Consider the following 23,216-nt stretch of genomic DNA (forward strand, 5'->3'; position numbering starts at 1 on the left):
TTTAATGACGATTTTCTTCAAAATTCAACAATTATTCATAAACGTAGTGGTTAAAATTGTCATAAACTATTACCAGGTTTTTTGGTTTTTATGCCAAAAATGGATCACGCACTGACGAAAGGAGACGGAATGCATCACGCCACCCCGCTTATTACCACCATTGTTGGCGGCCTTGTGCTCGCTTTTATCCTTGGCATGATTGCCAACAGGTTGCGTATTTCTCCTCTGGTGGGATATCTGTTAGCGGGCGTTCTGGCCGGTCCTTTTACGCCGGGTTTTGTTGCGGATACCAAACTGGCCCCTGAACTGGCTGAACTGGGCGTGATCCTGCTGATGTTTGGCGTGGGCCTGCACTTCTCGTTGAAGGATCTGATGGCGGTAAAGTCCATCGCCATTCCCGGTGCGATAGCGCAGATAGCGGTCGCCACGCTGCTGGGTATGGCTCTCTCTGCCGTCCCTGGCTGGTCAGTCATGACCGGTATCGTCTTTGGTTTGTGTCTTTCCACCGCCAGTACCGTGGTGCTGTTGCGGGCGCTGGAAGAACGGCAGTTAATTGACAGCCAGCGCGGGCAAATCGCCATCGGCTGGCTGATCGTTGAAGATCTGGTGATGGTGCTGACGCTGGTGTTGTTGCCGGCGGTGGCGGGCATGGTGGAGAAAGGCAACGTTGGCTTCGCCACCCTGGCGCTTGATATGGGGCTGACCATCGGTAAAGTCGTCGCCTTTATCGCTATCATGATGCTGGTTGGCCGTCGTCTGGTGCCGTGGATCATGTCCCGCAGCGCGGCAACTGGCTCCCGCGAACTCTTCACGCTCTCCGTGCTGGCGCTGGCACTGGGCATCGCGTTCGGTGCGGTCGAGCTGTTTGATGTCTCCTTCGCCCTCGGTGCCTTCTTCGCCGGGATGGTGCTTAACGAATCTGAACTCAGCCACCGTGCCGCCCACGACACGCTGCCGCTGCGCGATGCCTTCGCCGTGCTGTTCTTTGTCTCTGTCGGCATGCTGTTCGATCCGATGGTGCTTATCGAACAGCCGCTGGCGGTGCTTGGTACGCTGGCGATTATCATTTTCGGTAAATCGGCGGCGGCCTTCATTCTTGTGCGCCTGTTTGGCCACTCTCCGCGCACGGCACTGACCATCGCGGCGAGCCTCGCGCAGATTGGTGAATTCGCGTTTATCCTCGCCGGACTGGGCATGTCGCTAAATCTGCTGCCGCAGGCAGGGCAAAATCTGGTGCTGGCAGGCGCCATTCTCTCCATCATGCTTAACCCGGTACTGTTCGCACTGCTCGAAAAATACCTCGCGAATACCGAGACGCTGGAAGAACAGACACTGGAAGAAGCTATCGAGGAAGAGAAACAGATCCCGGTGGATATCTGTAACCACGCGCTGCTGGTCGGGTTTGGCCGCGTCGGCAGTCTGCTGGGTGAAAAACTGATGGCGCAGGGGATCCCGCTGGTGGTAATTGAAACCTCGCGTACCCGCGTGGACGAACTGCGCGAGCGTGGCATCAGGGCAGTGCTGGGCAATGCCGCCAATGAAGAGATCATGAATCTGGCGCACCTTGACTGCGCCCGCTGGCTGCTGCTGACCATCCCTAACGGCTACGAAGCCGGTGAGATTGTCGCCTCAGCGCGCGAGAAATGCCCGAACATCGAGATCATCGCCCGTGCGCATTACGATGACGAAGTGGAGTACATTACCGAGCGCGGCGCCAGCCAGGTGGTGATGGGCGAACGTGAAATCGCCAACACGATGCTGGCGCTGATTAAAACGCCGCCCGCAGGTGAAGTGGTTACCGGTTAACGGTCCCAGTACGCCTCTTCGAGGCTGTCCTCACGTTCCGGAAGCCCGCGTGTCAGTCGTGGTGAATGCTGATTCAGCACCTGATAGCTCACGCGGTTGGCATATTTGCACACCTGTGCCAGCGACGAGTACGTCAGCCAGGTAAACTGGTGTTTGCTGGAGTTCGGTACGTTGTTGCGGTGGTAATTGTTGGCGGTAATGTCATGCAGTAAGGCCGCCAGCGCCCCGTCGCCTGCGCCATTGGTGTTCATGATCTTCTCAGGCCCACCCATGTACGGCGCAATGTGCGAGTAGATGCGCAGCGGGTGCTGACAATCCTGGAAACGCATTGCCCTGCTGAATTCATACTGGTTAAACTCTGCAATCGCGCCTGGCAGCAGCGGATGCTGCGTTTTACGCTTCATTTCTTCCTCGGTATACCCTGCCATATACAGGCCAATCGGGCCTGCGGTACACAGCACGAGATCCACCCACTCCAGCGCCTTATCAGACGCCAGCAGCGGATCGGCAATGCCTGTCAGCGCTTCCCCTTCTTCTTCGTTCATCGCCAGGATCGAGACGTTTTCTTTGAGGAATGCCTGCCACCAGGCCGGGTTGTCGGCGATAACGTATTTAGTACCGAGCGTCAACACCACCGGCACGTTGTATTTTTTGGCGTAACCGATCGCTTTCATGGTTGCTTCAGGCATGGGTTCGCCCGGTTTACAGCGCACCAGGTAGGAGGTCAGCACCAGCGCGGACGCACCGGCAATCACCGCTTCAGGAATACTCTCCGGGCGCAGCTGATTCATATGCCCGGGGCTGATGGCAAACGTCCGTTCACCGGCATCGCTTATCAGCGTGAAGCAGCGGCCAATCGGCCCGTCCACACCCTGCAAATGGTTGAGATCGGTACGGCTGGAGGTGTTACACAAATAGCGGTAGGCGTAGCCGCCAATGTCGATGTTGCTGCACATGACGCCCAACAGCACCGAACGGTCATCCGCCAGCACCGAGTAGTTGTGCATGGTGTTGCCAATGGTGCCACCAGCAAACTGATGGGTAATCAGATTTTCGCGGGTGAGTTCATTGTACAGCGCATCGGCAACGTCATCTTCAATGACCAGTGAATGGCCGGCGCTGAGTCCATACCGTTCGATAAACGCGTCATCCACTTTTGCTTCAATATCCACCAGCGTCTGGTCAATACCAACCACCCATGAGGCGCTGGTTTCGCTTTCCGGCTGAATTTGTTGCAACAGCGGATCGCGGGCATTGACGGGAAAATAGTGTTTGGATTTACGTTTACCGGGAAATTTCATGGTTGTGCTTACGGGATGGTCAAAAGAGCGATAAAGAGTACCACATTCTGCTTTCGGCAGCGATTTGCGTTGCGCAAGCGCATTGTTCAATATCGGCGCAGCGGATCGCAGTTTCGTGATTTGGGTTGCCTACAATGGCTGCATTTCATCAGGAGGGAACCATGAAACCCGAAAATAAACTGCGTGTGCTTGAAAAGCTGTCCGCTGAAATGCGCCAGGTAATGCAATTTCAGGCAGAGAACCCCCAACCCACCCCGGCTGGTGATGATTTTCCGTCACAGCGCAACGCGTACAATGCCGAACGCCGTTACTGGAACGAAGGTGCGCCGGAGATGCTCAGCACTACGGACATTGACGTGCCGGGCCCATACGGCCACACCCCAACGCGAATCTATCTGCCGCAGGAGCAGCCCCCTGCGACGCTGTTTTATCTGCACGGCGGCGCGTTTATTCTCGGCAATCTCGATACTCATAGTCGCATTATGCGTTTGTTGGCCCGCTATACCGGCTGCGCGGTGATCGGCGTTGATTATTCACTCTCCCCCGAAGCGCGTTATCCCCAGGCGATAGAAGAGACGGTGTCGGTCTGCCAGTTTTACCGCTATCACGCGGAGCAGTGCGGCCTGAACATGACGAAAATCGGCTTTGCCGGAGATTCTGCCGGCGCTATGCTGGCGCTGGCGTCCGCGCTGTGGATCCGCGATCGCGCCCTCGACTGCGGGCAGGTCGCCGGGGTTATGTTGTGGTATGGCTTGTACGGTTTACAGGATTCCGCGAGCCGCAGACTCTATGGCGGAAGCTGGGACGGGCTCACCCGCAGCGATTTAGCCGCCTATGACGCCGCCTATTTGCGCAGCGAAGCCGACCGCGAATCGCCCTATTATTGCCTGTTCAATAACGATCTGACACAGAACGTGCCGCCCTGCTTTATTGCCAGCGCGGAGTATGATCCGCTTATCGATGACAGCGTGGCGCTTTACCGCACGCTGCAGGAACACGGGCAGGCCTGCCAGTACAGTATGTACCCCGGCACCCTGCACGCGTTTTTACATTATTCACGCATGATGAAAACTGCCGATGAGGCGATTCGCGACGGCGCACGCTATTTTGTTCAGCATATCACTTGCTGATTTACAGATAAGGCTGCGTCAGGTTAACCATCATTTCAATATGTTCCGGTGTAGCATTTAGCGCCGGAATATATTCATATTTTTCGCCACCCGCCTCGAGGAACAATTCCCGGTTCTGCACGGCGATCTCTTCCAGCGTTTCCAGGCAGTCCGCCGCAAACCCCGGACACATCACCTGAACATGTTTTACGCCTTTTTCGGCCAGCAGTTTCAGCGTTTCGTCGGTATAGGGCGTCAGCCACGGCTCGCGTCCAAAGCGCGACTGGAAGGTCATCATCACTTTATCGTGCGAAATCCCCAGCGCGGAGACCAGCTCACGCGTGGTATCGCGGCAACGCTGCGGGTAATCATCGCCTTCATCAGCGTAACGCTGCGGAATGCCATGATAAGAGAGCAGCAGGAGATCGGGTTCGCCATGGGTGGTAAACGACGCGCGGGCACTGTTCGCCAGCGCAGTAATGTAATCGTGATCGTCAGCGTAATCACGGATAAAAGAGATGCCAGGTATACGGCGTTTTGTTGCGAATATCCGCGCCAGCTCGTTCCAGACAGCGGCCACGGTAGAGCAGGAATACTGCGGATAGAGCGGCAGCACGACGATATGCTCAACACCCTGCGCCAGCAACTCCTCAACGGCGCTCTCCAGTGATGGCGAACCGTAGCTCATGCCCAACACCACCGGCGTATCCGGTAAACGCGCGGCCAGCGCCTGCTGTTGTTGGCGGCTATAGACCATCAGCGGGGAACCGTCTTCCATCCAGATGGACTGATAAAGCTTCGCCACCCGCGGCGCGCGCAGCGGCAAAATGACGCCGCGCAGCAGCGGCCACCACAACAGACGAGAGGTGTCGACGACCCGCGTGTCGCTTAAAAATTGTCGCAGATAGCGTTTCACCGCTTGCGGGGTTGGTGCATCGGGCGTGCCGAGGTTGGCTATCAGAATGCCGGTTTTCGTCTGACGCATTACCGCCTCTTAATCGTTGAACTGGCTGATAATTGTAGCTGAAAAGGGCGTAAGAAGAACCAATTGGTGTGAAAGGTATTGTTTTTGCCGGATGGCGATAACAGTAGGCCCGATAAGCGTAGCGCCATCGGGCAATTTTACAGATTAGCCGAGGATTTTTTCCAGTTCTGCACGAACGGCGGCCACGGCCTGGGTGCCGTCAATTTTGGCGTATTTGGTGTTGCCCGCCTGCGCTTCTTTCTGGTAGTAGCCGATCAGCGGCGCGGTCAGCTGATGGTACTCCACCAGACGTTTGCGTACGGTTTCTTCCTGATCGTCTTTACGGGTGGTCAGCGCTTCGCCGGTCACGTCGTCTTTGCCTTCGATTTTCGGCGGATTGAATTTGATGTGGTAAACGCGGCCAGACGCAGCATGAACGCGGCGACCCACGATGCGCTCAACAATCAGGTCGTCCGGTACGTCGAACTCCAGCACGTAATCCACCGTGATGCCGGCTTCTTTCATCGCGTCAGCCTGAGGGATGGTGCGCGGGAAACCGTCCAGCAGGAAACCGTTGCGGCAGTCTTCCTGAGCAATGCGTTCTTTGACCAGCGCGATAACCAGTTCATCGGTCACCAGCTTGCCGGCGTCCATGATATCTTTCGCTTTTTTACCCAGCTCGGAGCCAGATTTTACCGCGGCGCGCAGCATATCACCGGTGGAAATCTGCGGAATACCGTATTTCTCCATGATGAACTGAGCCTGAGTTCCTTTACCCGCGCCCGGAGCGCCAAGCAGAATAATACGCATTGCGAAAATCCCCTCAAATGTCGATTTAATTTTTCAAAAAGCGCTAAACGATACCACCAGAACGCGGATGTCTCAAGGAAGGCGGATCTGCTGAAACGGTTAATAAGAAATATTTAGGAGGAGAGGACGTAAAGACCCTCTCCCGGCGGGAGAGGGTGGAGATCATTGAGGTGAGGAAATCAGGACACCAGCAACTGATTCATACGGCGAATAAACTGGTTCGGATCTTCCAGCGTGCCGCGCTCGGCAAACAGCGCCTGATCGAGCAGCAGTTCAACCCATTCGCTGAACTGCGCGTCGTCCTGGGTATCGGCAGCGCGTTTCACCAGCGCGTGATCCGGGTTCAGTTCGAAGATGTATTTCACATCCGGTACGCTCTGACCCGCCGCCGCAAACAGTTTTGCCATCTGGGTGCTCATTTCGTCCGCATCAGTGGTGACGATGGCGGGTGTGTCGGTCAGACGATGCGTCAGACGCACCTCTTTTACCCGCTCGCCGAGCAGCGTTTTCACGCGATCGACAAACGGCTCCAGCGCTTTTTCCGCTTCTTTGCTGTTGTCGTCCGGCTCATCAGCCAGTTTATCCAGCGATTCGTCCGCTTTCGCCACTGACTGGAAGGCTTTACCGTCGAACTCGGTCAGATAGCTCATCATCCACTCGTCGATGCGGTCGGAAAGCAGCAGGACTTCGATGCCTTTCTTACGCAGTAACTCCAGATGCGGGCTGCTCTTCGCCGCCGCGTAGCTGTCAGCAGTGATGTAGTAGATCTTCTCCTGTCCTTCTTTCATGCGCGAAACGTAGTCGTCCAGCGATACGGTCTGCGCGGAAGAGTCGGTGTGTGTGGAGGCAAAACGCAGCAGCTTCGCAATGGTCTGCACATTCGCGCTGTCTTCTGCCGGGCCTTCTTTCATCACCAGACCGAACTGTTTCCAGAACGTCTGGTATTTTTCGGCATCGTCTTTCGCCAGTTTTTCCAGCATCTGCAGCGCACGTTTGCTCAGGGCATTGCGCAGATTGCGGGTCACAGTGCTGTCCTGCAGGATTTCACGCGAGACGTTGAGCGGCAGATCGTTAGAATCAATCAGGCCACGCACAAAACGCAGGTAATTAGGCATGAACTGCTCGGCGTCGTCCATGATGAACACGCGCTGCACATACAGCTTCAGACCGTGCTTGTGATCGCGATTCCACATGTCCCACGGCGCCTGTGACGGGATATACAGCAGGCTGGTGTACTCCTGCTTCCCTTCCACACGGTTGTGGCTCCAGGTCAGCGGATCAGTAAAGTCATGAGCGATGTGCTTATAGAATTCGTTGTATTCGTCGTCTTTGATTTCAGACTTGTTGCGCGTCCACAACGCCTGCGCCTTGTTGATCTTTTCCCAGGAAACGATGGTCTCACCGTCTTTCTCTTCCTGTTTTTCAATCTCAACCGGCAGCGCGATGTGGTCGGAATATTTGCTGATGATGGAACGAACACGCCAGTCATTCAGGAAATCATCTTCGCCTTCACGCAGATGCAGGGTAATTTCGGTCCCGCGATCCGCTTTAGTGATATCGGCAACGGTATATTCGCCTTCCCCTTCAGATTCCCAGAACACGCCATGGTCCGCGCTGTCGCCTGCCGCACGGGTCCGTACGGTCACTTTGTCGGCGACGATAAAGGCGGAGTAGAACCCCACGCCGAACTGGCCGATCAACTGGCTGTCTTTCGCCTGATCGGAGCCCATCGATTCGAGGAAGGATTTCGTCCCGGATTTAGCGATAGTTCCCAGGTGGTCAATCACCTCGTCACGGTTCATGCCAATGCCATTATCAGCAATGGTTAGCGTGCGTTTTTCCTGATCGAACGACACACGGACACGCAGCTCGCCGTCACCTTCGTACAGATCCGGGTTCGAGAGCGCGCGGAAACGCAGTTTGTCTGCGGCATCGGAGGCGTTAGAGATAAGCTCGCGCAGGAAAATTTCTTTATTTGAATACAGAGAATGGATCATCAGGTGCAGAAGCTGCTTCACTTCAGACTGAAAGCCACGGGTCTCTTGTCCTTTCATTTGGGAATACCTCAACAAAAACAGGTAACAGTAGAAATAAAACGTTGAGGATGAGATGGGGATACGGGGCAAAAATTTCAAGCGGAGGCCAGCGGTTCAGCCTCCGTTTGTTCAGAATTTAATCTTGTGGCGACCGGCAAGGGAGTGAGACAGCGTTGTGCCATCCACCATTTCCAGTTCGCCGCCCACTGGCACGCCGTGGGCGATACGGCTCGCGTCGACGCCATACTGCGCGCAGAGCTCGGCAATATAGTTCGCGGTGGCTTCGCCTTCGACTGTCGGGTTGGTCGCCAGGATCACTTCGTTGAGGGTTTCTTCCTGCAGACGTTGTTCGAGGCGGTCAAGACCAATATCATCCGGACCAATGCCGTCGAGCGGGGAAAGATGCCCCATCAGCACGAAGTAGCGCCCTGAAAACTGCCCGGTTTGTTCGATGGCGTAGATGTCCGCCGGACTCTCTACCACACAAATCTGACCATTTTCCTGGCGACGCGGGTTCGCGCAGATGTTGCAGACCTCCTGCTCGGTAAAGGTCCGGCAATCCGCGCAATGACCGATTTCGGACATCGCACGGGTCAGCGCCTGCGCCAGGCGCATGCCGCCGCTGCGGTCACGCTGCAATAGCGTAAACGCCATCCGCTGCGCGGACTTGGGGCCAACGCCCGGCAAACAACGCAGCGCTTCCATTAGCTGGGTTAACAGCGGGCTGGTTTGCATCAGAACGGCATCTTGAAGCCCGGCGGCAACTGCATACCGGAAGAGACTGAGGCCATTTTCTCTTTCTGGGTTTCTTCGATACGGCGCGCCGCATCGTTAAATGCAGCAGCGACCAGATCTTCCAGCATCTCTTTGTCATCTTCGAGCAGGCTCGGGTCGATTTCCACGCGACGGCAGTTATGCGCGCCATTGATGGTCACTTTCACCAGACCTGCGCCAGACTCACCGGTCACTTCCAGTTGCGCGATCTCTTCCTGCATTTTCTGCATTTTGTCTTGCATCTGCTGGGCCTGTTTCATCAGGTTGCCCAGACCGCCTTTTCCAAACATAGGCTTCTCTCTCATTGAGGGTTGTGACCGCAAGCCAGGCTTATGGTCAAATGGGGCGAATACTCTCTTCATCCAGCTCCGCATCAAAGAAGCGGCGCAGGGTCTGAATATTGTTATCCGCAATCATCGACTCGCGCGCTTGCGCGAGCTTCTCTTCATAAATGGCCTGTCGCCACTCCAGCGGCGTTCTCACCGCCGGATTATCATCTTCAACGATGGTCAGTTCAACCGCTTCGCCGGTGAAGGCACACATCGCCTCCGTCAGTGTTTGTAACGCACCCGCATTATTCAGGTGGCGCTGCGAAGGGCGTAAATGCAGGCAAACCGCTGTGCCGTTCTGTTCTTTCCAGGCGTTTAACGCGACCTGCTCTACCAGTTTAGGCAATTTGAGCTGGCTGACTTCCGCCGCCCAACTGTCGCGGGCAATGGACTCTTCCGCCAGTTTTGCCGCCAGCTCCGGCGTTTTTTCATGTTCCAGCGCTTTTTTCAGCGCTTTCGGCGTGGCTACCTCTTCCTTCACCTCATCGATGATGGTGGTCGCTTTCCAGCGATACGCCTCTTTTTTAACCGTTTGTTGCGCTTCCAGCGCAGAAGGCGACGGACGCGACTGCGCGCGTTCGCTCATCGAAGCCAGCCTTTCCAGCGCAGCATTATTCACCGGCCGCGCGCGGGGGGCGGCTGCCGGTTCACTCTTTTTTGGTTTGGGCGCTCCCTGGGTGCGCTGAAGCTGATTGCGCGCAGCCAGCACCTGGCTGGTGGATTCGGGCAAGGCTTCGTTCTGGTACGCGGGTGCAGCGGGTTGTTGCTGCGGCGGCACCTGTGTCGGGGTCATCACCGCTGTCGGCGCGACGGGCGCAAAGGAAGGCGTCTGCACTTCCGGCTCCGGCAATGGCTGGCGCGGATGGAACGCCAGTGCGCGCAGCAGTGTCATTTCGATGCCCATACGCCGGTCAGGCGCATACGGCAGTTCTTTGCGACCGACGAGCATCGTCTGGTAATAGAGCTGGATATCCGCAGGCGGTACGGTCCGCGCCAGGTCGCGCATTCTCTGCTCTACTGTGGCCATATCAGCGCCCAGCGCCGACGGCGACAGTTGCACCATGGCGATGCGGTGTAACAGGCTTTGCATTTCCACCAGCAGCGCTTCCCATTCAACACCACGCTGAGCCGCCTCATTGACCAGCGCCATCACGCGTTCACCGTCTGCGGCAACCAGCGCTTCAATCAGCGACAACGCCTGATCGTCGTCCAGCGTACCGAGCATGGTGCTCACAGCGTCCGTCGTCAGTTGCCCTTCACCACTGGCAATCGCCTGATCGGTAAGGCTGAGCGCGTCGCGCAGACTGCCGTCAGCGGCGCGGGATAACAACTGCAGCGCACGCGGTTCGAAACTGATTTTCTCTTCACCGAGAATATGTTCAAGCTGATGGCGAATTTGTTCGACATCCAGCGCCTTGAGATGGAACTGCAGACAACGGGAGAGGATAGTCACCGGCAGCTTTTGCGGATCGGTGGTCGCCAACAGAAATTTCACGTGCGACGGTGGTTCTTCCAGCGTTTTCAACAGCGCGTTAAAGCTGTGACGCGACAGCATGTGCACTTCATCGATCAGATAGACCTTGAAGCGGCCACGCGCCGGAGCGTACTGGACGTTATCGAGCAAATCACGGGTATCTTCGACTTTGGTGCGCGACGCGGCATCGATCTCAATCAGATCGACAAAACGGCCCTGCTCAATTTCACGGCAGTTATCACACACACCGCAAGGGGTTGCGGTAATACCGGTTTCGCAGTTAAGCCCTTTCGCCAGCAGTCGGGCAATAGACGTTTTCCCGACGCCACGGGTGCCGGAGAAAAGATAAGCGTGATGAATGCGTCCTAACGATAAGCCATTCGCCAGGGCTGTCAGCACATGTTCCTGGCCAACGACGTCAGCAAAGGTTTGTGGGCGCCATTTTCGGGCTAAGACCTGATAACTCATGGGCAGGCTCTGCAACGCTGGAAGGTGGATTGTCAGGGGAGTAATGCTAACACAGCCTCGCAGTGACCGCGAGACTGTGTATTCGAGTCGGGATCAATGTCCCGGGAATGGAACCAGGCTGTAGCTATGAATGCCCTGCTTCTCCAGGCGCTGCTCGCCGCCCAGATCGAACAGGTTAATGATAAACGCTGCATCAGTGACTTCACCACCCAGACGACGAATCAGTTTTACTGTCGCTTCGATGGTGCCGCCGGTCGCCAGCAGATCGTCAACCACCAGCACTTTATCACCCGGTTCAATGGCGTCCTGGTGAATTTCCAGTTGATCGGTGCCGTACTCCAGCTCATAGCTTTCGGCGATCGTTTCACGCGGCAGTTTGCGCGGTTTACGCACCGGGACAAACCCTACGCCCAGCGCCAGCGCTACTGGTGCACCAAAAAGAAAACCACGCGCTTCGGTGCCCACCACTTTGGTGATGCCAGCGTCCTTATAGCGCTCGGTGAGCAGTTTGATACTCAGTGCGTAGGCTTTTGGGTCTTCAAGCAAACTGGTGACATCACGGAACAGAATGCCAGGCTTCGGATAGTCCTGGATACTTTTGATGCTGTTTTTCAGATATTCAAGCTGCTGTGCAGTCGCGGTCATAGGTTTGTGCCTGATAAATACTGTTACTTAAGGCGCGCAACGTTCCGGGCCAGGAAGACAATCGTCTAACCTTTGACCGGGCGCACCTGTACTCGAAAACGCTCGAATTTACTGGCAGAAGGCAATAATTGCAACAGCCATCATTGCCCTTTACGGTTTTTGTTGCTTTGCATCAACCACCGGCAATCGCCACATAAAAATGAGCAGACAGAAAAGGATAAGCAGAAGCAAGATTCGTACCCATGTCATTTTTACCATCCATAGCGAAACGCCGAATGTGATTAAAATCACCACAATGGCACGCGGCTTCGCCCCTGCCGGCATCGCCTTGTGTTTCTGCCAGAAACGCAAATAGCCGCCGAACCACGAGCGATAAAGCAGCCAGTGGTGAAAGCGTGGCGATGAGCGTGAGAAGCACCATGCGGCGAGCAGAATAAAAGGGGTGGTCGGTAAAACGGGTAAAAATACCCCGAGCGTCCCTAAGACTACCGCCAGCCAGCCAATGATGATTAAAATAGTACGTTGCATAATGCGAATCGTTATCAACCCTGACCGCTAATGTAGCATAAACACTCGCCATTACTGGAAGCGCAACGTGAAAACTGACTCGCTTTTACAAACGCTGGAAAAACAGCTGGCACTGCTGGAAGCCCGTACCGCGCCGCTGGCGCAGTTCGCGACACTCGGCCCGCGCTTCGACAGGCAGTTGTTTCAGACGCGCAGCACGCGCCTGGACGCCTGTCTGACAGAAACAAGACATAACCTCAGCGCCCTAAAGCAGGCCGTTGAACATCAGCAATTGCCGCAAATCAGCTGGCTTGCCGAACATCTGGCCGCACAAATGGAAGCCATTGCTCGCGAAACTGACGCCTGGTCGCTACGCTCGTGGGATACTGGATCTCCTGCGCTAACGCGCTGGCAACGTAAGCGGCTACAGCATCAGGAGTACGAGCGTCGGCTGCTGGCACTATGGCGTGAGCGCGAGCAATTGCTGGCGCAGGCGACCGGTTTTGAGGAACAGCAGCGGTTGTCCCGTGAAGTGGCAGCTTTCGCGGGCAGACTCCAGCGCTGCCGCAAAGCGCTGCAGGATATTGAAGCTGTTCTGGCGCGAATGACCCGTTAACAGGAGACACTATGTCACTCGAAAATGCCCCCGATGAGGTCAAACTGGCGGTCGATCTGATCATGCTGCTGGAGCAACATGAGATCTCCCCTCAGACGGTGTTGCGCGCACTCGAGATCGTGAAGCGCGATTATGAAAGCAAGCAAAAAAGTGCGGAAGCCGCCTCGCAAGAAACGAATAACCCCTCTGACGCCAGATGATAAATGCTGTCATCGTGGTCCTTTGCGACAACGATGATGGAGTGACATGGAAAAACTTTCAGCAACGCCGTACGATGCGGTATCCTGAAAAATGTGGTATTCGCAGACTGGCGCAACGTGCACCGCAACATAAGGATTTACTGATGACTATCGCGCAATGGCTGGAAGAAAAAGGCCGACAAAAAGGACAGAAAGAAGGTATCCGACAAGGCATGGAAGAAGGCATCAAAGAAGGCATGCAAAAAGGCCGTGAGGAGGAAACACGCAACATCGCCCGGAAAATGCTGGCCTGCGGTATCGACACCACTACCGTAATGACAGTCACCGGGTTAACACCTGAAGCACTGGCGACGCTGACGCACTAAATGTCAACGGGGCGAGCATGACCCGCCCCGCGTTGTTATTCGCTTACTGCCCCTGCGGCATCATCCCCTTTAATCTCTCGCTTCACTTCCCTGACTTCATCACCCTTTTCATTCCGCAGATGGACTTCCAGTTGGTTAAAGGCAATGTCGATACCGTTTTCACGGCACAGGCGATCGATAGCCCGGTTCAGCTCATCGACGGTGTAGCTGCGATCACGCAGTTCACGAACGTACAAACGAAGCTCGTGGTCCAGCGTACTGGCGCCAAAGGTAGTAAAGAACACGGCGGGTGCCGGATCCTGCATCACCGTAGGATGTTCATTCGCCGCCTTCAGCAGTACCTCTTTCACCTTGTCGAGATCGGATCCGTAAGCCACCCCGAGGCGGATCACCACGCGGGTGATGGTGTCGGACAGAGACCAGTTGATCAATCGCTCGGTCACAAAGGCCTTATTCGGGATGATCACCTCTTTGCGGTCGAAATCGGTGATCGTAGTCGCGCGAATACGGATCTTGCTGACCGTACCAGAGAATGTGCCAATGGTAACGGTATCGCCGATGCGTACCGGGCGTTCAAACAGGATGATCAGACCAGAGACAAAGTTACCGAAAATCTCCTGTAAACCAAACCCGAGACCGACCGATAACGCCGCCGCCAGCCATTGCAGTTTATCCCACGAGACGCCGAGCGAACCAAATACGGTCATCGCGCCCGCGGCGATAATCACGTAATTAAGGATGGTAGTAATGGCATAGGATGCGCCCTGGCGCATGTTCAGCCGGGACAGCACCAGCACTTCCAGCAGGCCCGGCAGGTTGCGGATCAACGCCCAGGCCACCATTGATGCAATCACCGCAAACAGCAAACTGCCCAGTGTGACGCTCTTCATGACGCTGGCGCCCGCCTCGGAACCGGTGTAGTGCCATAACGTGATGCTATCGAGATAGGCAAACACGGTGATGAGATCGGACCAAATGGCCCAGAACATCACCGCAAACAGCGCCACCATCACCAGCATAGTAATGCGCAGCGTTTGCTGGTTGACCTGCTCCAGCGCAATCGTCGGTTCTTCCTGCGGCTCTGCGCCCTCGGCCCCCTCTTTCACCATATGCTGGCGACGCGCCAGCGCCCGACGATAGGCAATGCGACGCGCGGCGACGCTCAGCCCGCGTAATACGGTCTGGTACAACAGATTCCAGAGGATGACCAGATAAACGGTTTCAATCCAGCGCCCGGCCAGTCGTAGCGTAGTGTAGAAATAACCGGTAGCGGTGAGAACCATCAGCGCTACCGGGACAATCGCCAGCACGGTGACGGTCGCCAGACGCAGACTATGAGATTCTTTGTCCCGCCAGCTGTCGCGGCACATCGGCCAGATCAGAATAGTGATGAGCAGCAGATTAAGCAGAATGACAAACTGCCCCAGCACATCATCCATCAGATGCAGCGGAGAAAGCTCAGACACGACCGACCAGAAATGCAGCGGCAGCAGCGCCAGGCTGACGCGCACAATCTGGCGTCGCCAGTGGCTGGTCAGCTCCGCGGGCATATTGAAATGCGTTACCGCCACGCCATTTTTTTCCAGTACTTTCCAGCACAGGCCGAATACCAGCCAGAACATCGCCAGTTTTTTACTGAATGCCCACAGCAGATCGCTGATATTGAGTTGCATGGTCAGCAAAATAAGCCCGACAGCGAGGATAATCATCACCACCGGCAACGCGCGGATCAGATCGATAAGTATCGCTTTCGGCGTATGCAACTGGCTGTCGTTACGCAGTTGCCCGACCTGAGACGCCAGCTTCTGCTGATAATCCCGCAACCATTTCAGCCGCCAGCGGATCAGCGCGGCGATGAGCAGCAGCGGTAATCCGGCAAGAAATGCGATAAACACCGCAGGCCACGCCTTTTCCCAGTTGACGGTGATTTTCATCGCTTTGAACTGATCTTTCAGCGCTTTCGGGAAGGATTTAATCCAGTCCCAGTCCATTGGCTTGTTGCTGTTTACCCAAAAAATCTGCTGAGTGAGGATCTCTTTTAAGCTTTTCGATACGCTCACCAGCTGCTGCTGGTTGATTTGCAGGTTAATGGCCATCATCAGCTGGTTGCCCAGCTGTTTATTGAGCTGATCGAGCAGCTCGCGGCGCATATCGACCACTTCCACCAGCGCGTCATGGACCTCGCCATTCACTTCGCTGCTGTGCCCCTCCTCCAGTTTTGCGACAAACGTGTCGCTCTGGAAAAGAGCATCGCGCTGCTGATTCACTTCGAACTGCTCCAGACGTAAATCCGCGATCCGGTTGGTCATATCTTCCAGTTCATCGGCGGACGGCAGCGTCTGTTGCTGCTGATAAAGGATACGCGACAGCAGCAGACTGCCCTTCAATACCGCAATCTGTTCTTTAATATTGCGCTCGGACTGCAACGCGCGATCAAGCCAGTTTTTGACTTTAATATTTTGCTGAACCAACTGGTTGCCGTTTTCAGTGGCGCTGATGAGCCGCTGACTCAGCTGATGGTTGATCTCCAGCTCCTGTTTCACCAGCGGATTAGCCTGAATACGCGCCGTTTCATCTGGCGTTACCGCTTCCTGCGCGGTTTTCTCGGTGAGCGTCAGCCGTTTGCTGTTTACCGCTTCCTGCAACAACTGGAGCTGATGCTCGAGACGGTTGCTGTTAGCGGTCACATAGTCGCGCTGTTTCTGCAGCGTATCCTGCAAAATCGTATTGCCTTCGAGGCTTTTACGCTGTTGGTCAATCTGCGCATTCAACAAGGCCTGTTGCGTCAGCAACAGCCCTTGCTCGCTGGGGCGCAGCGCGCCTTCGCCAACAATCGTACCGTTCAGGCGATTACGAATTTGCTGAAGCTGCTGTGACGCCGTGTACATGGCGTTCTGCACCCGCTCAGGCTGGGTCTGCAACGACACCAGTTGGCTGTTATAGGTCGCGAGATCGTTTTGTGAGGTCTGTAGTTCATCGAGGATTTGCGACACCCGCGCTTCCAGCTGGCGCAGCGACAGCGTGCTCAGCGTTTTGCGGGTTTCGTCGTCGTTATCCACATCGCTCAGCGCATTGAGGCTGTCTGTCGCCTGGCGCATTTTGGCAGGCGCCTGCGCCACTTGCTGCTTGAGCTGTGCCGTCTCATCTTTGACGCGATCAATTTTATCGAGCGTCTGTAATGTTTCCGTAAGATCCTGCTGGATAAGCTTATCCTGCGCAGAGAGTTCTTTCTGTTTATTCAGCGCGTTCAGTTGGCTCTGAACATCGGCGCGGTCGGGCAGGTCATTTGCCCCGGCGCGGGCCTGACTCATGGAGACGACGCTAAAAAAACAAATGAATACGACAACCAGTGCGGTGAGATTATTCCGCCAGCGAATTGAGTGCAGCATAGTGTTATCAAGAATGATTGCAGAAACCGGGATGACCGGGGACAATTGCCCGGCGAAGAATAGCACTTCTGCCATCAGCCGAATAGCCAAAGACGATAAGAAAATTCCTGGTGTGGCGACAAGCCGTTACCCGGCTGGTGGCGCACGCAGCGTCGGGCAAAACTGATACATTTCCAGCAAAATGGCGACGTAGTCCCGCGCTTCTTTTTTGAGATCAAACAGCTGAGGGGAGAAAAGCCAGTTTTCCATAATGCCGGAGATGTAGCTGCGCATCAGGATCGCCGAGCGGCGGGTCAGCAAATTGGCGGGCAGGAGCCGGGCATGAATGCACTCTTCCAGCGCCTGTTCAATGCGATCGTAACTCTGGAGACACAGACTACGCTGCGCCTGTTGCACTGCCGCCATCTCGCCCACGAACTCACATTTGTGGAAAATAATCTCCATCATCAGGCGTCGGCGCTCATCGATCACTGTAGCTTCAAGAATATAGACTAGTATTTCCCTTAAAACTGAGAGTGGATCCCCAGGGAATTTTGCCCGATACTCAGTTTCGAGATCGCTGATACTCGACTCTGAAAGCTCCCAGATCTCACTGAATACATCAGATTTGTTTTTAAAATGCCAGTAAATAGCTCCACGCGTGACGCCAGCGGCTTTTGCAATCTCCGCCAGTGAGGTGGATGATACTCCCTGCTGCGAAAACAAACGCAGCGCGACATCCAGAATGTGTTGTCGCGTTTCGAGCGCTTGCTGTTTGGTTTTTCGTGCCATATGTCGGTGAATTTACAGGGGTTAGATTTACATACATTTGTGAATGTTTGTACCATAGCACGACGATAATATAAACGCAGCAATGGGTTTGCGGACATTTGATCCATTGATCAATTTGAAATCGGACATTAGAGGTTTCCATATGAACAAAAACAGAGGGTTGACGCCTCTGGCGATCGTTCTGATGCTCTCAGGCGGCATAGCGCTAACAGGATGTGACGAAAAACCAGCTCAACAAGGAGCGCAACAGATGCCAGCCGTTGGCGTCGTAACGCTCAAATCAGAACCTCTACAGATCACCACTGAACTCCCTGGCCGCACCAGCGCATACCGTATTGCGGAAGTTCGTCCCCAGGTCAGCGGTATCATCCTGAAACGTAACTTTGTAGAAGGTAGTGATATCGAAGCCGGTGTCTCTCTGTATCAGATTGATCCAGCAACCTATCAGGCCACTTATGAAAGCGCGAAAGGCGATCTGGCGAAAGCCCAGGCTGCCGCCAACATCGCGTCGCTGACGGTCAAACGTTATCAGAAACTGTTGGGTACCAAGTACATCAGTCAACAGGATTACGACAGCGCGCTCGCGGATTCCCAGCAGGCTAACGCTGCTGTGGTCGCGGCAAAAGCCGCGGTAGAAACCGCGCGCATTAACCTCGCCTACACCAAAGTCACCTCGCCTATCAGCGGCCGCATTGGCAAATCTGCTGTCACGGAAGGCGCACTGGTGCAGAACGGGCAATCAACGGCGCTGGCCACCGTGCAGCAACTTGATCCGATCTATGTGGATGTGACGCAATCAAGCAATGATTTCCTGCGTCTGAAAGAAGAGTTGGCGAGCGGCAAGCTGCAGCAGGAGAACGGTAAGGCGAAAGTCGAACTGGTCACCAGCGAAGGCAAAACACTACCGCAGTCAGGCACGCTGGAATTCTCCGATGTGACCGTTGATCAGACGACCGGTTCTATCACGCTGCGCGCTGTCTTCCCGAACCCAGATGGCTACCTGTTACCAGGCATGTTTGTACGTGCCCGCCTGCAGGAAGGCACTAATCCGGAGGCCTTGCTGGTTCCGCAACAGGGCGTAACCCGCACACCGCGTGGTGATGCGACGGCAATGATCGTTGGCGCAGGCGATAAAGTCGAAGTGCGCCAGATTACGGCAACGCAGGCGATTGGCGACAAGTGGCTGGTGACAGAGGGTCTGAAATCTGGCGATCGCGTCATTGTGACAGGACTGCAAAAAGTGCGTCCTGGTGTTCAGGTACAAGCGCAGGAAGCCGCGGCGGAAAATAACCAACAAGCCGCAGCGGGCAAGCAGCCTGAACAACCTAAGTCTTAACTTAAACAGGAGCCGTTAAGACATGGCTAAGTTTTTTATCGATCGCCCCATCTTTGCGTGGGTTATCGCGATCATCATCATGTTGGCAGGGGCGCTTGCGATCCTGAAGCTGCCAGTGGCGCAATATCCTACCATTGCGCCACCCGCGATTCAGATCACCGCAACCTACCCTGGCGCAGATGCGAAAACGGTCCAGGATACCGTTACGCAGGTTATCGAACAGAACATGAACGGTATCGATAACCTGTTGTACATGTCCTCGGCCAGTGATTCCTCTGGTACCGTGCAGATTACGATTACCTTTGATTCCGGGACAGACGCCGACATCGCGCAGGTTCAGGTGCAGAACAAACTGCAACTGGCCATGCCGCTGTTGCCGCAAGAAGTTCAACAACAAGGGGTAAGCGTAGAGAAATCGTCCAGTAGCTTCCTGATGGTTCTCGGTATGATCAGTACCGATGGCTCCATGACCCAGGAAGACATCGCGGACTACGTCGGTGCGACCATTAAAGATCCGGTCAGCCGTACCAGCGGTGTCGGTGACGTTCAGCTGTTCGGCGCCCAGTACGCAATGCGTATCTGGATGGATCCGAACAAACTGAATAATTTCCAGTTAACACCGGTTGACGTGATTACCGCGATCAAAGCCCAGAACGCCCAGGTGGCGGCCGGCCAGCTCGGTGGTACGCCGCCGGTGAAAGGCCAGCAGCTTAACGCCTCGATCATCGCGCAAACCCGTCTGACCAATACGGATGAGTTCGGCAAAATCCTGCTGAAAGTGAATCAGGATGGCTCTCAGGTTCGTCTGCGTGATGTGGCGAAAATCGAGCTGGGTGGTGAAAACTACGATGTTATTGCCCGCTTTAACGGCCAGCCAGCTTCCGGTCTGGGGATTAAACTGGCAACCGGTGCCAACGCGCTGGATACCGCTGAAGCGGTACGTGCGACCATCGCTAAACTGGAACCGTACTTCCCACATGGCCTGAAAGTGGTTTACCCGTACGACACCACCCCGTTTGTTAAGATCTCCATTAACGAAGTGGTGAAAACGCTGGTTGAAGCGATCGTGCTGGTGTTCCTGGTCATGTACCTGTTCCTGCAAAACTTCCGTGCGACGCTGATCCCAACCATCGCGGTGCCGGTCGTTCTGTTAGGGACGTTTGCGATACTCGCCGCGTTTGGCTACTCGATAAACACCCTCACGATGTTCGGGATGGTGCTGGCGATAGGTCTGCTCGTGGATGACGCCATCGTCGTGGTGGAAAACGTCGAACGTGTGATGATGGAAGAAGGGCTACCGCCTAAAGAAGCCACGCGTAAATCCATGGGCCAGATTCAGGGCGCACTGGTGGGTATCGCGATGGTGCTTTCTGCGGTGTTCATTCCGATGGCCTTCTTCGGCGGTTCGACCGGGGCTATTTACCGTCAGTTCTCGATCACTATCGTTTCCGCGATGGTGCTGTCAGTACTGGTGGCGATGATCCTCACCCCGGCCCTCTGCGCCACGATGCTGAAACCGGTGGCGAAAGGCGATCACGGCGAAGGCAAAAAAGGCTTCTTCGGCTGGTTTAACCGCATGTTCGAAAAGAGCACGCACCATTACACCGACAGCGTAGGCAATATTCTGCGCAGCACCGGTCGTTATCTGCTGCTCTATATCATCATCGTGGTAGGCATGGCGTTTCTGTTTGTTCGCTTGCCCAGTTCGTTCCTGCCGGACGAAGACCAGGGCGTGTTCCTGACCATGGCGCAGCTTCCCGCCGGTGCGACGCAGGAGCGTACGCAGAAAGTGCTGGATGAAGTGACCGATTACTACCTGAAAAACGAAAAAGACAACGTTAACTCCGTCTTTACCGTTAACGGTTTCGGTTTCTCCGGTCGTGGGCAGAACTCCGGTCTTGCGTTTATCTCACTGAAAAACTGGGATGAGCGTCCGGGTGAAGAGAACAAAGTGCCCGCTATCGCCGAACGCGCCAGCGGACATTTCGCCGGTATCAAAGATGCAATGGTCTTCGCCTTTAACCTGCCCGCTATTGTGGAACTGGGTACGGCGACCGGCTTCGACTTCGAGCTGATTGACCAGGCGAACCTCGGTCACGAAAAACTGACGCAGGCGCGTAACCAGCTGTTTGGCGAGATTGCGAAACATCCTGACCTGTTAGTCGGTGTTCGTCCTAACGGCCTGGAAGATACGCCGCAGTACAAGATCGATATCGATCAGGAAAAAGCGCAGGCACTGGGTGTTTCCATTAGCGACATCAATACCACGCTGGGCTCTGCCTGGGGCGGTAGCTACGTCAACGACTTCATCGACCGTGGTCGTGTGAAGAAAGTGTACGTGATGTCTGAGGCGAAATACCGCATGCTGCCGGACGATATCAACAACTGGTACGTGCGCGGTAGCGACGGGCAAATGGTGCCGTTCTCAGCATTCTCGACCTCACACTGGGAATACGGTTCTCCGCGTCTGGAGCGTTATAACGGTCTGCCATCAATGGAAATTCTGGGCCAGGCCGCACCCGGCAAGAGTACCGGTGAAGCCATGGCGATGATGGAAGAACTGGCGGGTAAACTGCCGACCGGTATCGGTTATGACTGGACGGGTATGTCCTATCAGGAACGCCTCTCCGGCAACCAGGCACCGTCGCTGTACGCCATCTCGCTGATTGTGGTCTTCCTCTGTCTGGCCGCACTATACGAGAGCTGGTCGATTCCGTTCTCGGTTATGCTGGTGGTGCCGCTGGGGGTTATCGGTGCGCTGCTGGCGGCGACCTTCCGTGGGTTGACCAACGACGTTTACTTCCAGGTGGGCCTGCTGACAACCATTGGCTTGTCGGCGAAGAACGCGATATTGATCGTCGAATTCGCCAAAGATCTGATGGAGAAAGAGGGCAAAGGTCTGATTGAAGCGACGCTGGAAGCGGTTCGTATGCGTCTGCGTCCAATCCTGATGACCTCGCTGGCGTTCATCCTCGGGGTACTGCCGCTGGTTATCAGCACCGGTGCAGGCTCCGGTGCGCAGAACGCCGTTGGTACCGGCGTGATGGGCGGGATGGTGACCGCCACCATTCTCGCTATCTTCTTCGTACCGGTGTTCTTCGTGGTGGTTCGCCGCCGCTTTAACCGCAAAAACGAGGATATTGAGCACAGCCATACGGTTGAGCATCACTAATCCTGCCGACCAGGGGCCGCGTTTGCGGCCCTTTTTTTCGTCTGAATCCCAAAATGAATTTATTGCGTTAACGTTTATTTAAGATAAGGTGATTAAAGTATATAATATACATTATAGAGACTTTTCCCTTTTCTCAGTGTGGGCTAAATATGCTTTCTCAGAGAACTGCGCGGACCACCAGGAATATTCCTGGCTGAGTGTTCACGCTAAGAATTGTCATTAAATTGTGAGTAATAATACTAAGTTAATGAATTGAAAGGGCCATACATGGAACTTTGCCTTTAATCCAGGGTCAGAAGGTTTAGTTTTACTTACTGCGCCGGAAGATTAACTTTAATTACATCGAATATTTGTAATTTTTCGTAATAGGCCAGTGAAATCTTTATAAGAGTAGATTATAGTAATAGCTAATCAGGTTTACAGCTAATGCCTCAGGTCAGTCAGTAGTCTCCATCCCGAAACGGTGTTTGATCGTCGTCGTGTATACCACTCATAAGGGGATGCGTTATGGACGAATATTCGCCAAAAAGACATGATATCGCACAGCTTAAATTTCTCTGTGAGACCCTGTATCATGATTGCCTTGCTAACCTCGAGGAGAGCAACCACGGATGGGTTAACGACCCGACCTCTGCGGTTAATCTTCAGTTGAATGAGCTGATTGAGCACATTGCGACCTTCGCACTTAATTATAAAATTAAGTACAATGAAGACAATAAACTGATTGCTCAGATTGATGAATACCTAGACGACACTTTTATGTTGTTCGGTAACTATGGGATTAATGCAGAAGATCTGCAGAAATGGCGGAAGTCCGGGAACAGACTTTTTCGTTGTTTCACCAATGCGAGCCGGGCTAACCCCGTCAGTCTCTCATGTTAAAGATATTACAAACAACAGGTGAATTTATGTCAGATAAGCCATTAACCAAAAATGATTATTTGTTGCGTCTGCGACGTTGCCAGTCTATTGATACCCTTGAGCGTGTGATCGAAAAAAATAAATATGAACTTCCCGACAATGAACTGGCTGTATTTTACTCAGCGGCCGATCATCGTCTCGCTGAATTGACGATGAATAAACTTTACGACAAGATCCCGACCTCCGTATGGAAGTTTATCCGGTAATTTTGCGTTCACTTCAC

20 protein-coding genes and 1 other annotated feature are annotated in these 23,216 nt (G+C 54.6%); of the genes, 9 read left to right on the forward strand and 11 right to left on the reverse strand.

Annotated features, from left to right (window positions below; translation table 11 throughout):
- Nucleotides 1–129: 129 nt before the first annotated feature.
- Complete coding sequence (gene ybaL, locus QMG90_RS16110; RefSeq protein WP_283280645.1) at nt 130–1,806, forward strand: YbaL family putative K(+) efflux transporter; 1,677 nt, start codon at nt 130–132, stop codon at nt 1,804–1,806.
- Here ybaL and QMG90_RS16115 read toward each other — a convergent pair.
- Entirely contained in the window at nt 1,803–3,107 is a 1,305-nt protein-coding gene (locus tag QMG90_RS16115; protein WP_283280646.1) for an inosine/guanosine kinase, read from the reverse strand. The two genes, ybaL and QMG90_RS16115, sit on opposite strands and share 4 nt — an antisense overlap.
- A gap of 161 nt (nt 3,108–3,268) precedes the next feature.
- On the opposite strand from QMG90_RS16115, the gene aes reads away from it, so the two are divergent.
- Nucleotides 3,269–4,237, forward strand: a complete 969-nt coding sequence (gene aes, locus QMG90_RS16120; protein WP_283280647.1) for an acetyl esterase — start codon at nt 3,269–3,271, stop codon at nt 4,235–4,237.
- Nucleotide 4,238: 1 nt separating this feature from the next.
- Here the strand turns inward: aes and hemH are convergent, their stop codons facing one another.
- The 8 genes from hemH to QMG90_RS16160 form a co-directional block, all read right to left on the reverse strand.
- On the reverse strand, nt 4,239–5,201 hold the full coding sequence (gene hemH, locus QMG90_RS16125; protein ID WP_283280648.1) for a ferrochelatase: 963 nt from the start codon (nt 5,199–5,201) through the stop codon (nt 4,239–4,241).
- A 144-nt stretch (nt 5,202–5,345) separates the two neighbouring features.
- A complete protein-coding gene (gene adk, locus QMG90_RS16130) occupies nt 5,346–5,990 on the reverse strand; it encodes an adenylate kinase (protein ID WP_283280650.1) in 645 nt (214 codons plus the stop codon).
- A gap of 179 nt (nt 5,991–6,169) precedes the next feature.
- Nucleotides 6,170–8,044, reverse strand: coding sequence for a molecular chaperone HtpG (htpG, locus tag QMG90_RS16135; RefSeq protein WP_283280651.1), 1,875 nt, complete (start codon nt 8,042–8,044; stop codon nt 6,170–6,172).
- A gap of 111 nt (nt 8,045–8,155) precedes the next feature.
- Nucleotides 8,156–8,761 (reverse strand): recombination mediator RecR, encoded by a 606-nt coding sequence (recR, locus tag QMG90_RS16140; protein ID WP_049855844.1) that lies wholly within the window; start codon nt 8,759–8,761, stop codon nt 8,156–8,158.
- Entirely contained in the window at nt 8,761–9,090 is a 330-nt protein-coding gene (locus tag QMG90_RS16145) for a YbaB/EbfC family nucleoid-associated protein (RefSeq protein ID WP_038155020.1), read from the reverse strand. Before QMG90_RS16145 ends, recR begins: the two co-directional genes overlap by 1 nt.
- 46 nt (nt 9,091–9,136) lie before the next feature.
- Nucleotides 9,137–11,071 (reverse strand): DNA polymerase III subunit gamma/tau, encoded by a 1,935-nt coding sequence (dnaX, locus tag QMG90_RS16150; RefSeq protein ID WP_283280652.1) that lies wholly within the window; start codon nt 11,069–11,071, stop codon nt 9,137–9,139.
- Nucleotides 9,743–9,807 (reverse strand) — a sequence feature (DnaX frameshifting element). It overlaps the preceding gene by 65 nt.
- A 93-nt stretch (nt 11,072–11,164) precedes the next feature.
- Complete coding sequence (gene apt / locus QMG90_RS16155) at nt 11,165–11,716, reverse strand: adenine phosphoribosyltransferase (RefSeq protein WP_283280653.1); 552 nt, start codon at nt 11,714–11,716, stop codon at nt 11,165–11,167.
- Between the two features lie 150 nt (nt 11,717–11,866).
- Nucleotides 11,867–12,244, reverse strand: a complete 378-nt coding sequence (locus QMG90_RS16160; protein ID WP_283280655.1) for a DUF454 family protein — start codon at nt 12,242–12,244, stop codon at nt 11,867–11,869.
- 67 nt (nt 12,245–12,311) lie between these two features.
- Between QMG90_RS16160 and priC the strand changes: the two genes are divergently transcribed.
- The 3 genes from priC (at nt 12,312) to QMG90_RS16175 (ending at nt 13,404) form a co-directional block, all read left to right on the forward strand.
- Nucleotides 12,312–12,839, forward strand: coding sequence for a primosomal replication protein N'' (gene priC / locus QMG90_RS16165; RefSeq protein ID WP_283280657.1), 528 nt, complete (start codon nt 12,312–12,314; stop codon nt 12,837–12,839).
- An 11-nt stretch (nt 12,840–12,850) separates the two neighbouring features.
- A complete protein-coding gene (rsmS, locus tag QMG90_RS16170) occupies nt 12,851–13,039 on the forward strand; it encodes a pleiotropic regulatory protein RsmS (protein WP_283280658.1) in 189 nt (62 codons plus the stop codon).
- 143 nt (nt 13,040–13,182) lie between these two features.
- A complete protein-coding gene (locus tag QMG90_RS16175) occupies nt 13,183–13,404 on the forward strand; it encodes an RpnC/YadD family protein (RefSeq protein ID WP_283280660.1) in 222 nt (73 codons plus the stop codon).
- A gap of 35 nt (nt 13,405–13,439) precedes the next feature.
- On the opposite strand, the gene mscK is transcribed toward QMG90_RS16175, so the two are convergent.
- Entirely contained in the window at nt 13,440–16,793 is a 3,354-nt protein-coding gene (gene mscK / locus QMG90_RS16180) for a mechanosensitive channel MscK (protein ID WP_283283986.1), read from the reverse strand.
- 126 nt (nt 16,794–16,919) lie between these two features.
- Nucleotides 16,920–17,564: a multidrug efflux transporter transcriptional repressor AcrR gene (gene acrR, locus QMG90_RS16185; RefSeq protein ID WP_283280662.1), complete on the reverse strand. Its 645-nt coding sequence runs from the start codon at nt 17,562–17,564 to the stop codon at nt 16,920–16,922.
- 142 nt (nt 17,565–17,706) lie between these two features.
- Here acrR and acrA point away from each other — a divergent pair, with 142 nt between their 5' ends.
- The 4 genes from acrA to QMG90_RS16205 all read left to right on the forward strand — a co-directional run bounded on the left by acrA (nt 17,707) and on the right by QMG90_RS16205 (nt 23,199).
- On the forward strand, nt 17,707–18,900 hold the full coding sequence (gene acrA, locus QMG90_RS16190; RefSeq protein WP_283280663.1) for a multidrug efflux RND transporter periplasmic adaptor subunit AcrA: 1,194 nt from the start codon (nt 17,707–17,709) through the stop codon (nt 18,898–18,900).
- 22 nt (nt 18,901–18,922) lie between these two features.
- Entirely contained in the window at nt 18,923–22,072 is a 3,150-nt protein-coding gene (gene acrB, locus QMG90_RS16195) for a multidrug efflux RND transporter permease subunit AcrB (protein ID WP_283280664.1), read from the forward strand.
- A gap of 507 nt (nt 22,073–22,579) precedes the next feature.
- Complete coding sequence (tomB, locus tag QMG90_RS16200; protein ID WP_054180431.1) at nt 22,580–22,954, forward strand: Hha toxicity modulator TomB; 375 nt, start codon at nt 22,580–22,582, stop codon at nt 22,952–22,954.
- 26 nt (nt 22,955–22,980) lie between these two features.
- Nucleotides 22,981–23,199, forward strand: coding sequence for an HHA domain-containing protein (locus QMG90_RS16205; protein ID WP_054180432.1), 219 nt, complete (start codon nt 22,981–22,983; stop codon nt 23,197–23,199).
- Nucleotides 23,200–23,216 lie beyond the last annotated feature (17 nt).

Origin of the sequence: Trabulsiella odontotermitis (assembly GCF_030053895.1) — a bacterium.
In the GTDB taxonomy this organism is placed as follows: Bacteria; Pseudomonadota; Gammaproteobacteria; order Enterobacterales; family Enterobacteriaceae; genus Trabulsiella; species Trabulsiella odontotermitis_C.

Bases quoted from the DNA above. Each gene is read 5' to 3' on its own strand.
- acrR (WP_283280662.1), bottom strand. From the start codon at position 17,564: ATGGCACGAAAAACCAAACAGCAAGCGCTCGAAACGCGACAACACATT.
- apt (WP_283280653.1), bottom strand. From the start codon at position 11,716: ATGACCGCGACTGCACAGCAGCTTGAATATCTGAAAAACAGCATCAAA.
- hemH (WP_283280648.1), bottom strand. From the start codon at position 5,201: ATGCGTCAGACGAAAACCGGCATTCTGATAGCCAACCTCGGCACGCCC.
- QMG90_RS16115 (WP_283280646.1), bottom strand. From the start codon at position 3,107: ATGAAATTTCCCGGTAAACGTAAATCCAAACACTATTTTCCCGTCAAT.
- acrA (WP_283280663.1), top strand. From the start codon at position 17,707: ATGAACAAAAACAGAGGGTTGACGCCTCTGGCGATCGTTCTGATGCTC.
- dnaX (WP_283280652.1), bottom strand. From the start codon at position 11,071: ATGAGTTATCAGGTCTTAGCCCGAAAATGGCGCCCACAAACCTTTGCT.
- acrB (WP_283280664.1), top strand. From the start codon at position 18,923: ATGGCTAAGTTTTTTATCGATCGCCCCATCTTTGCGTGGGTTATCGCG.
- tomB (WP_054180431.1), top strand. From the start codon at position 22,580: ATGGACGAATATTCGCCAAAAAGACATGATATCGCACAGCTTAAATTT.
- adk (WP_283280650.1), bottom strand. From the start codon at position 5,990: ATGCGTATTATTCTGCTTGGCGCTCCGGGCGCGGGTAAAGGAACTCAG.
- recR (WP_049855844.1), bottom strand. From the start codon at position 8,761: ATGCAAACCAGCCCGCTGTTAACCCAGCTAATGGAAGCGCTGCGTTGT.
- QMG90_RS16175 (WP_283280660.1), top strand. From the start codon at position 13,183: ATGACTATCGCGCAATGGCTGGAAGAAAAAGGCCGACAAAAAGGACAG.
- QMG90_RS16205 (WP_054180432.1), top strand. From the start codon at position 22,981: ATGTCAGATAAGCCATTAACCAAAAATGATTATTTGTTGCGTCTGCGA.
- htpG (WP_283280651.1), bottom strand. From the start codon at position 8,044: ATGAAAGGACAAGAGACCCGTGGCTTTCAGTCTGAAGTGAAGCAGCTT.
- mscK (WP_283283986.1), bottom strand. From the start codon at position 16,793: ATGCTGCACTCAATTCGCTGGCGGAATAATCTCACCGCACTGGTTGTC.
- rsmS (WP_283280658.1), top strand. From the start codon at position 12,851: ATGTCACTCGAAAATGCCCCCGATGAGGTCAAACTGGCGGTCGATCTG.
- QMG90_RS16145 (WP_038155020.1), bottom strand. From the start codon at position 9,090: ATGTTTGGAAAAGGCGGTCTGGGCAACCTGATGAAACAGGCCCAGCAG.
- aes (WP_283280647.1), top strand. From the start codon at position 3,269: ATGAAACCCGAAAATAAACTGCGTGTGCTTGAAAAGCTGTCCGCTGAA.
- QMG90_RS16160 (WP_283280655.1), bottom strand. From the start codon at position 12,244: ATGCAACGTACTATTTTAATCATCATTGGCTGGCTGGCGGTAGTCTTA.
- ybaL (WP_283280645.1), top strand. From the start codon at position 130: ATGCATCACGCCACCCCGCTTATTACCACCATTGTTGGCGGCCTTGTG.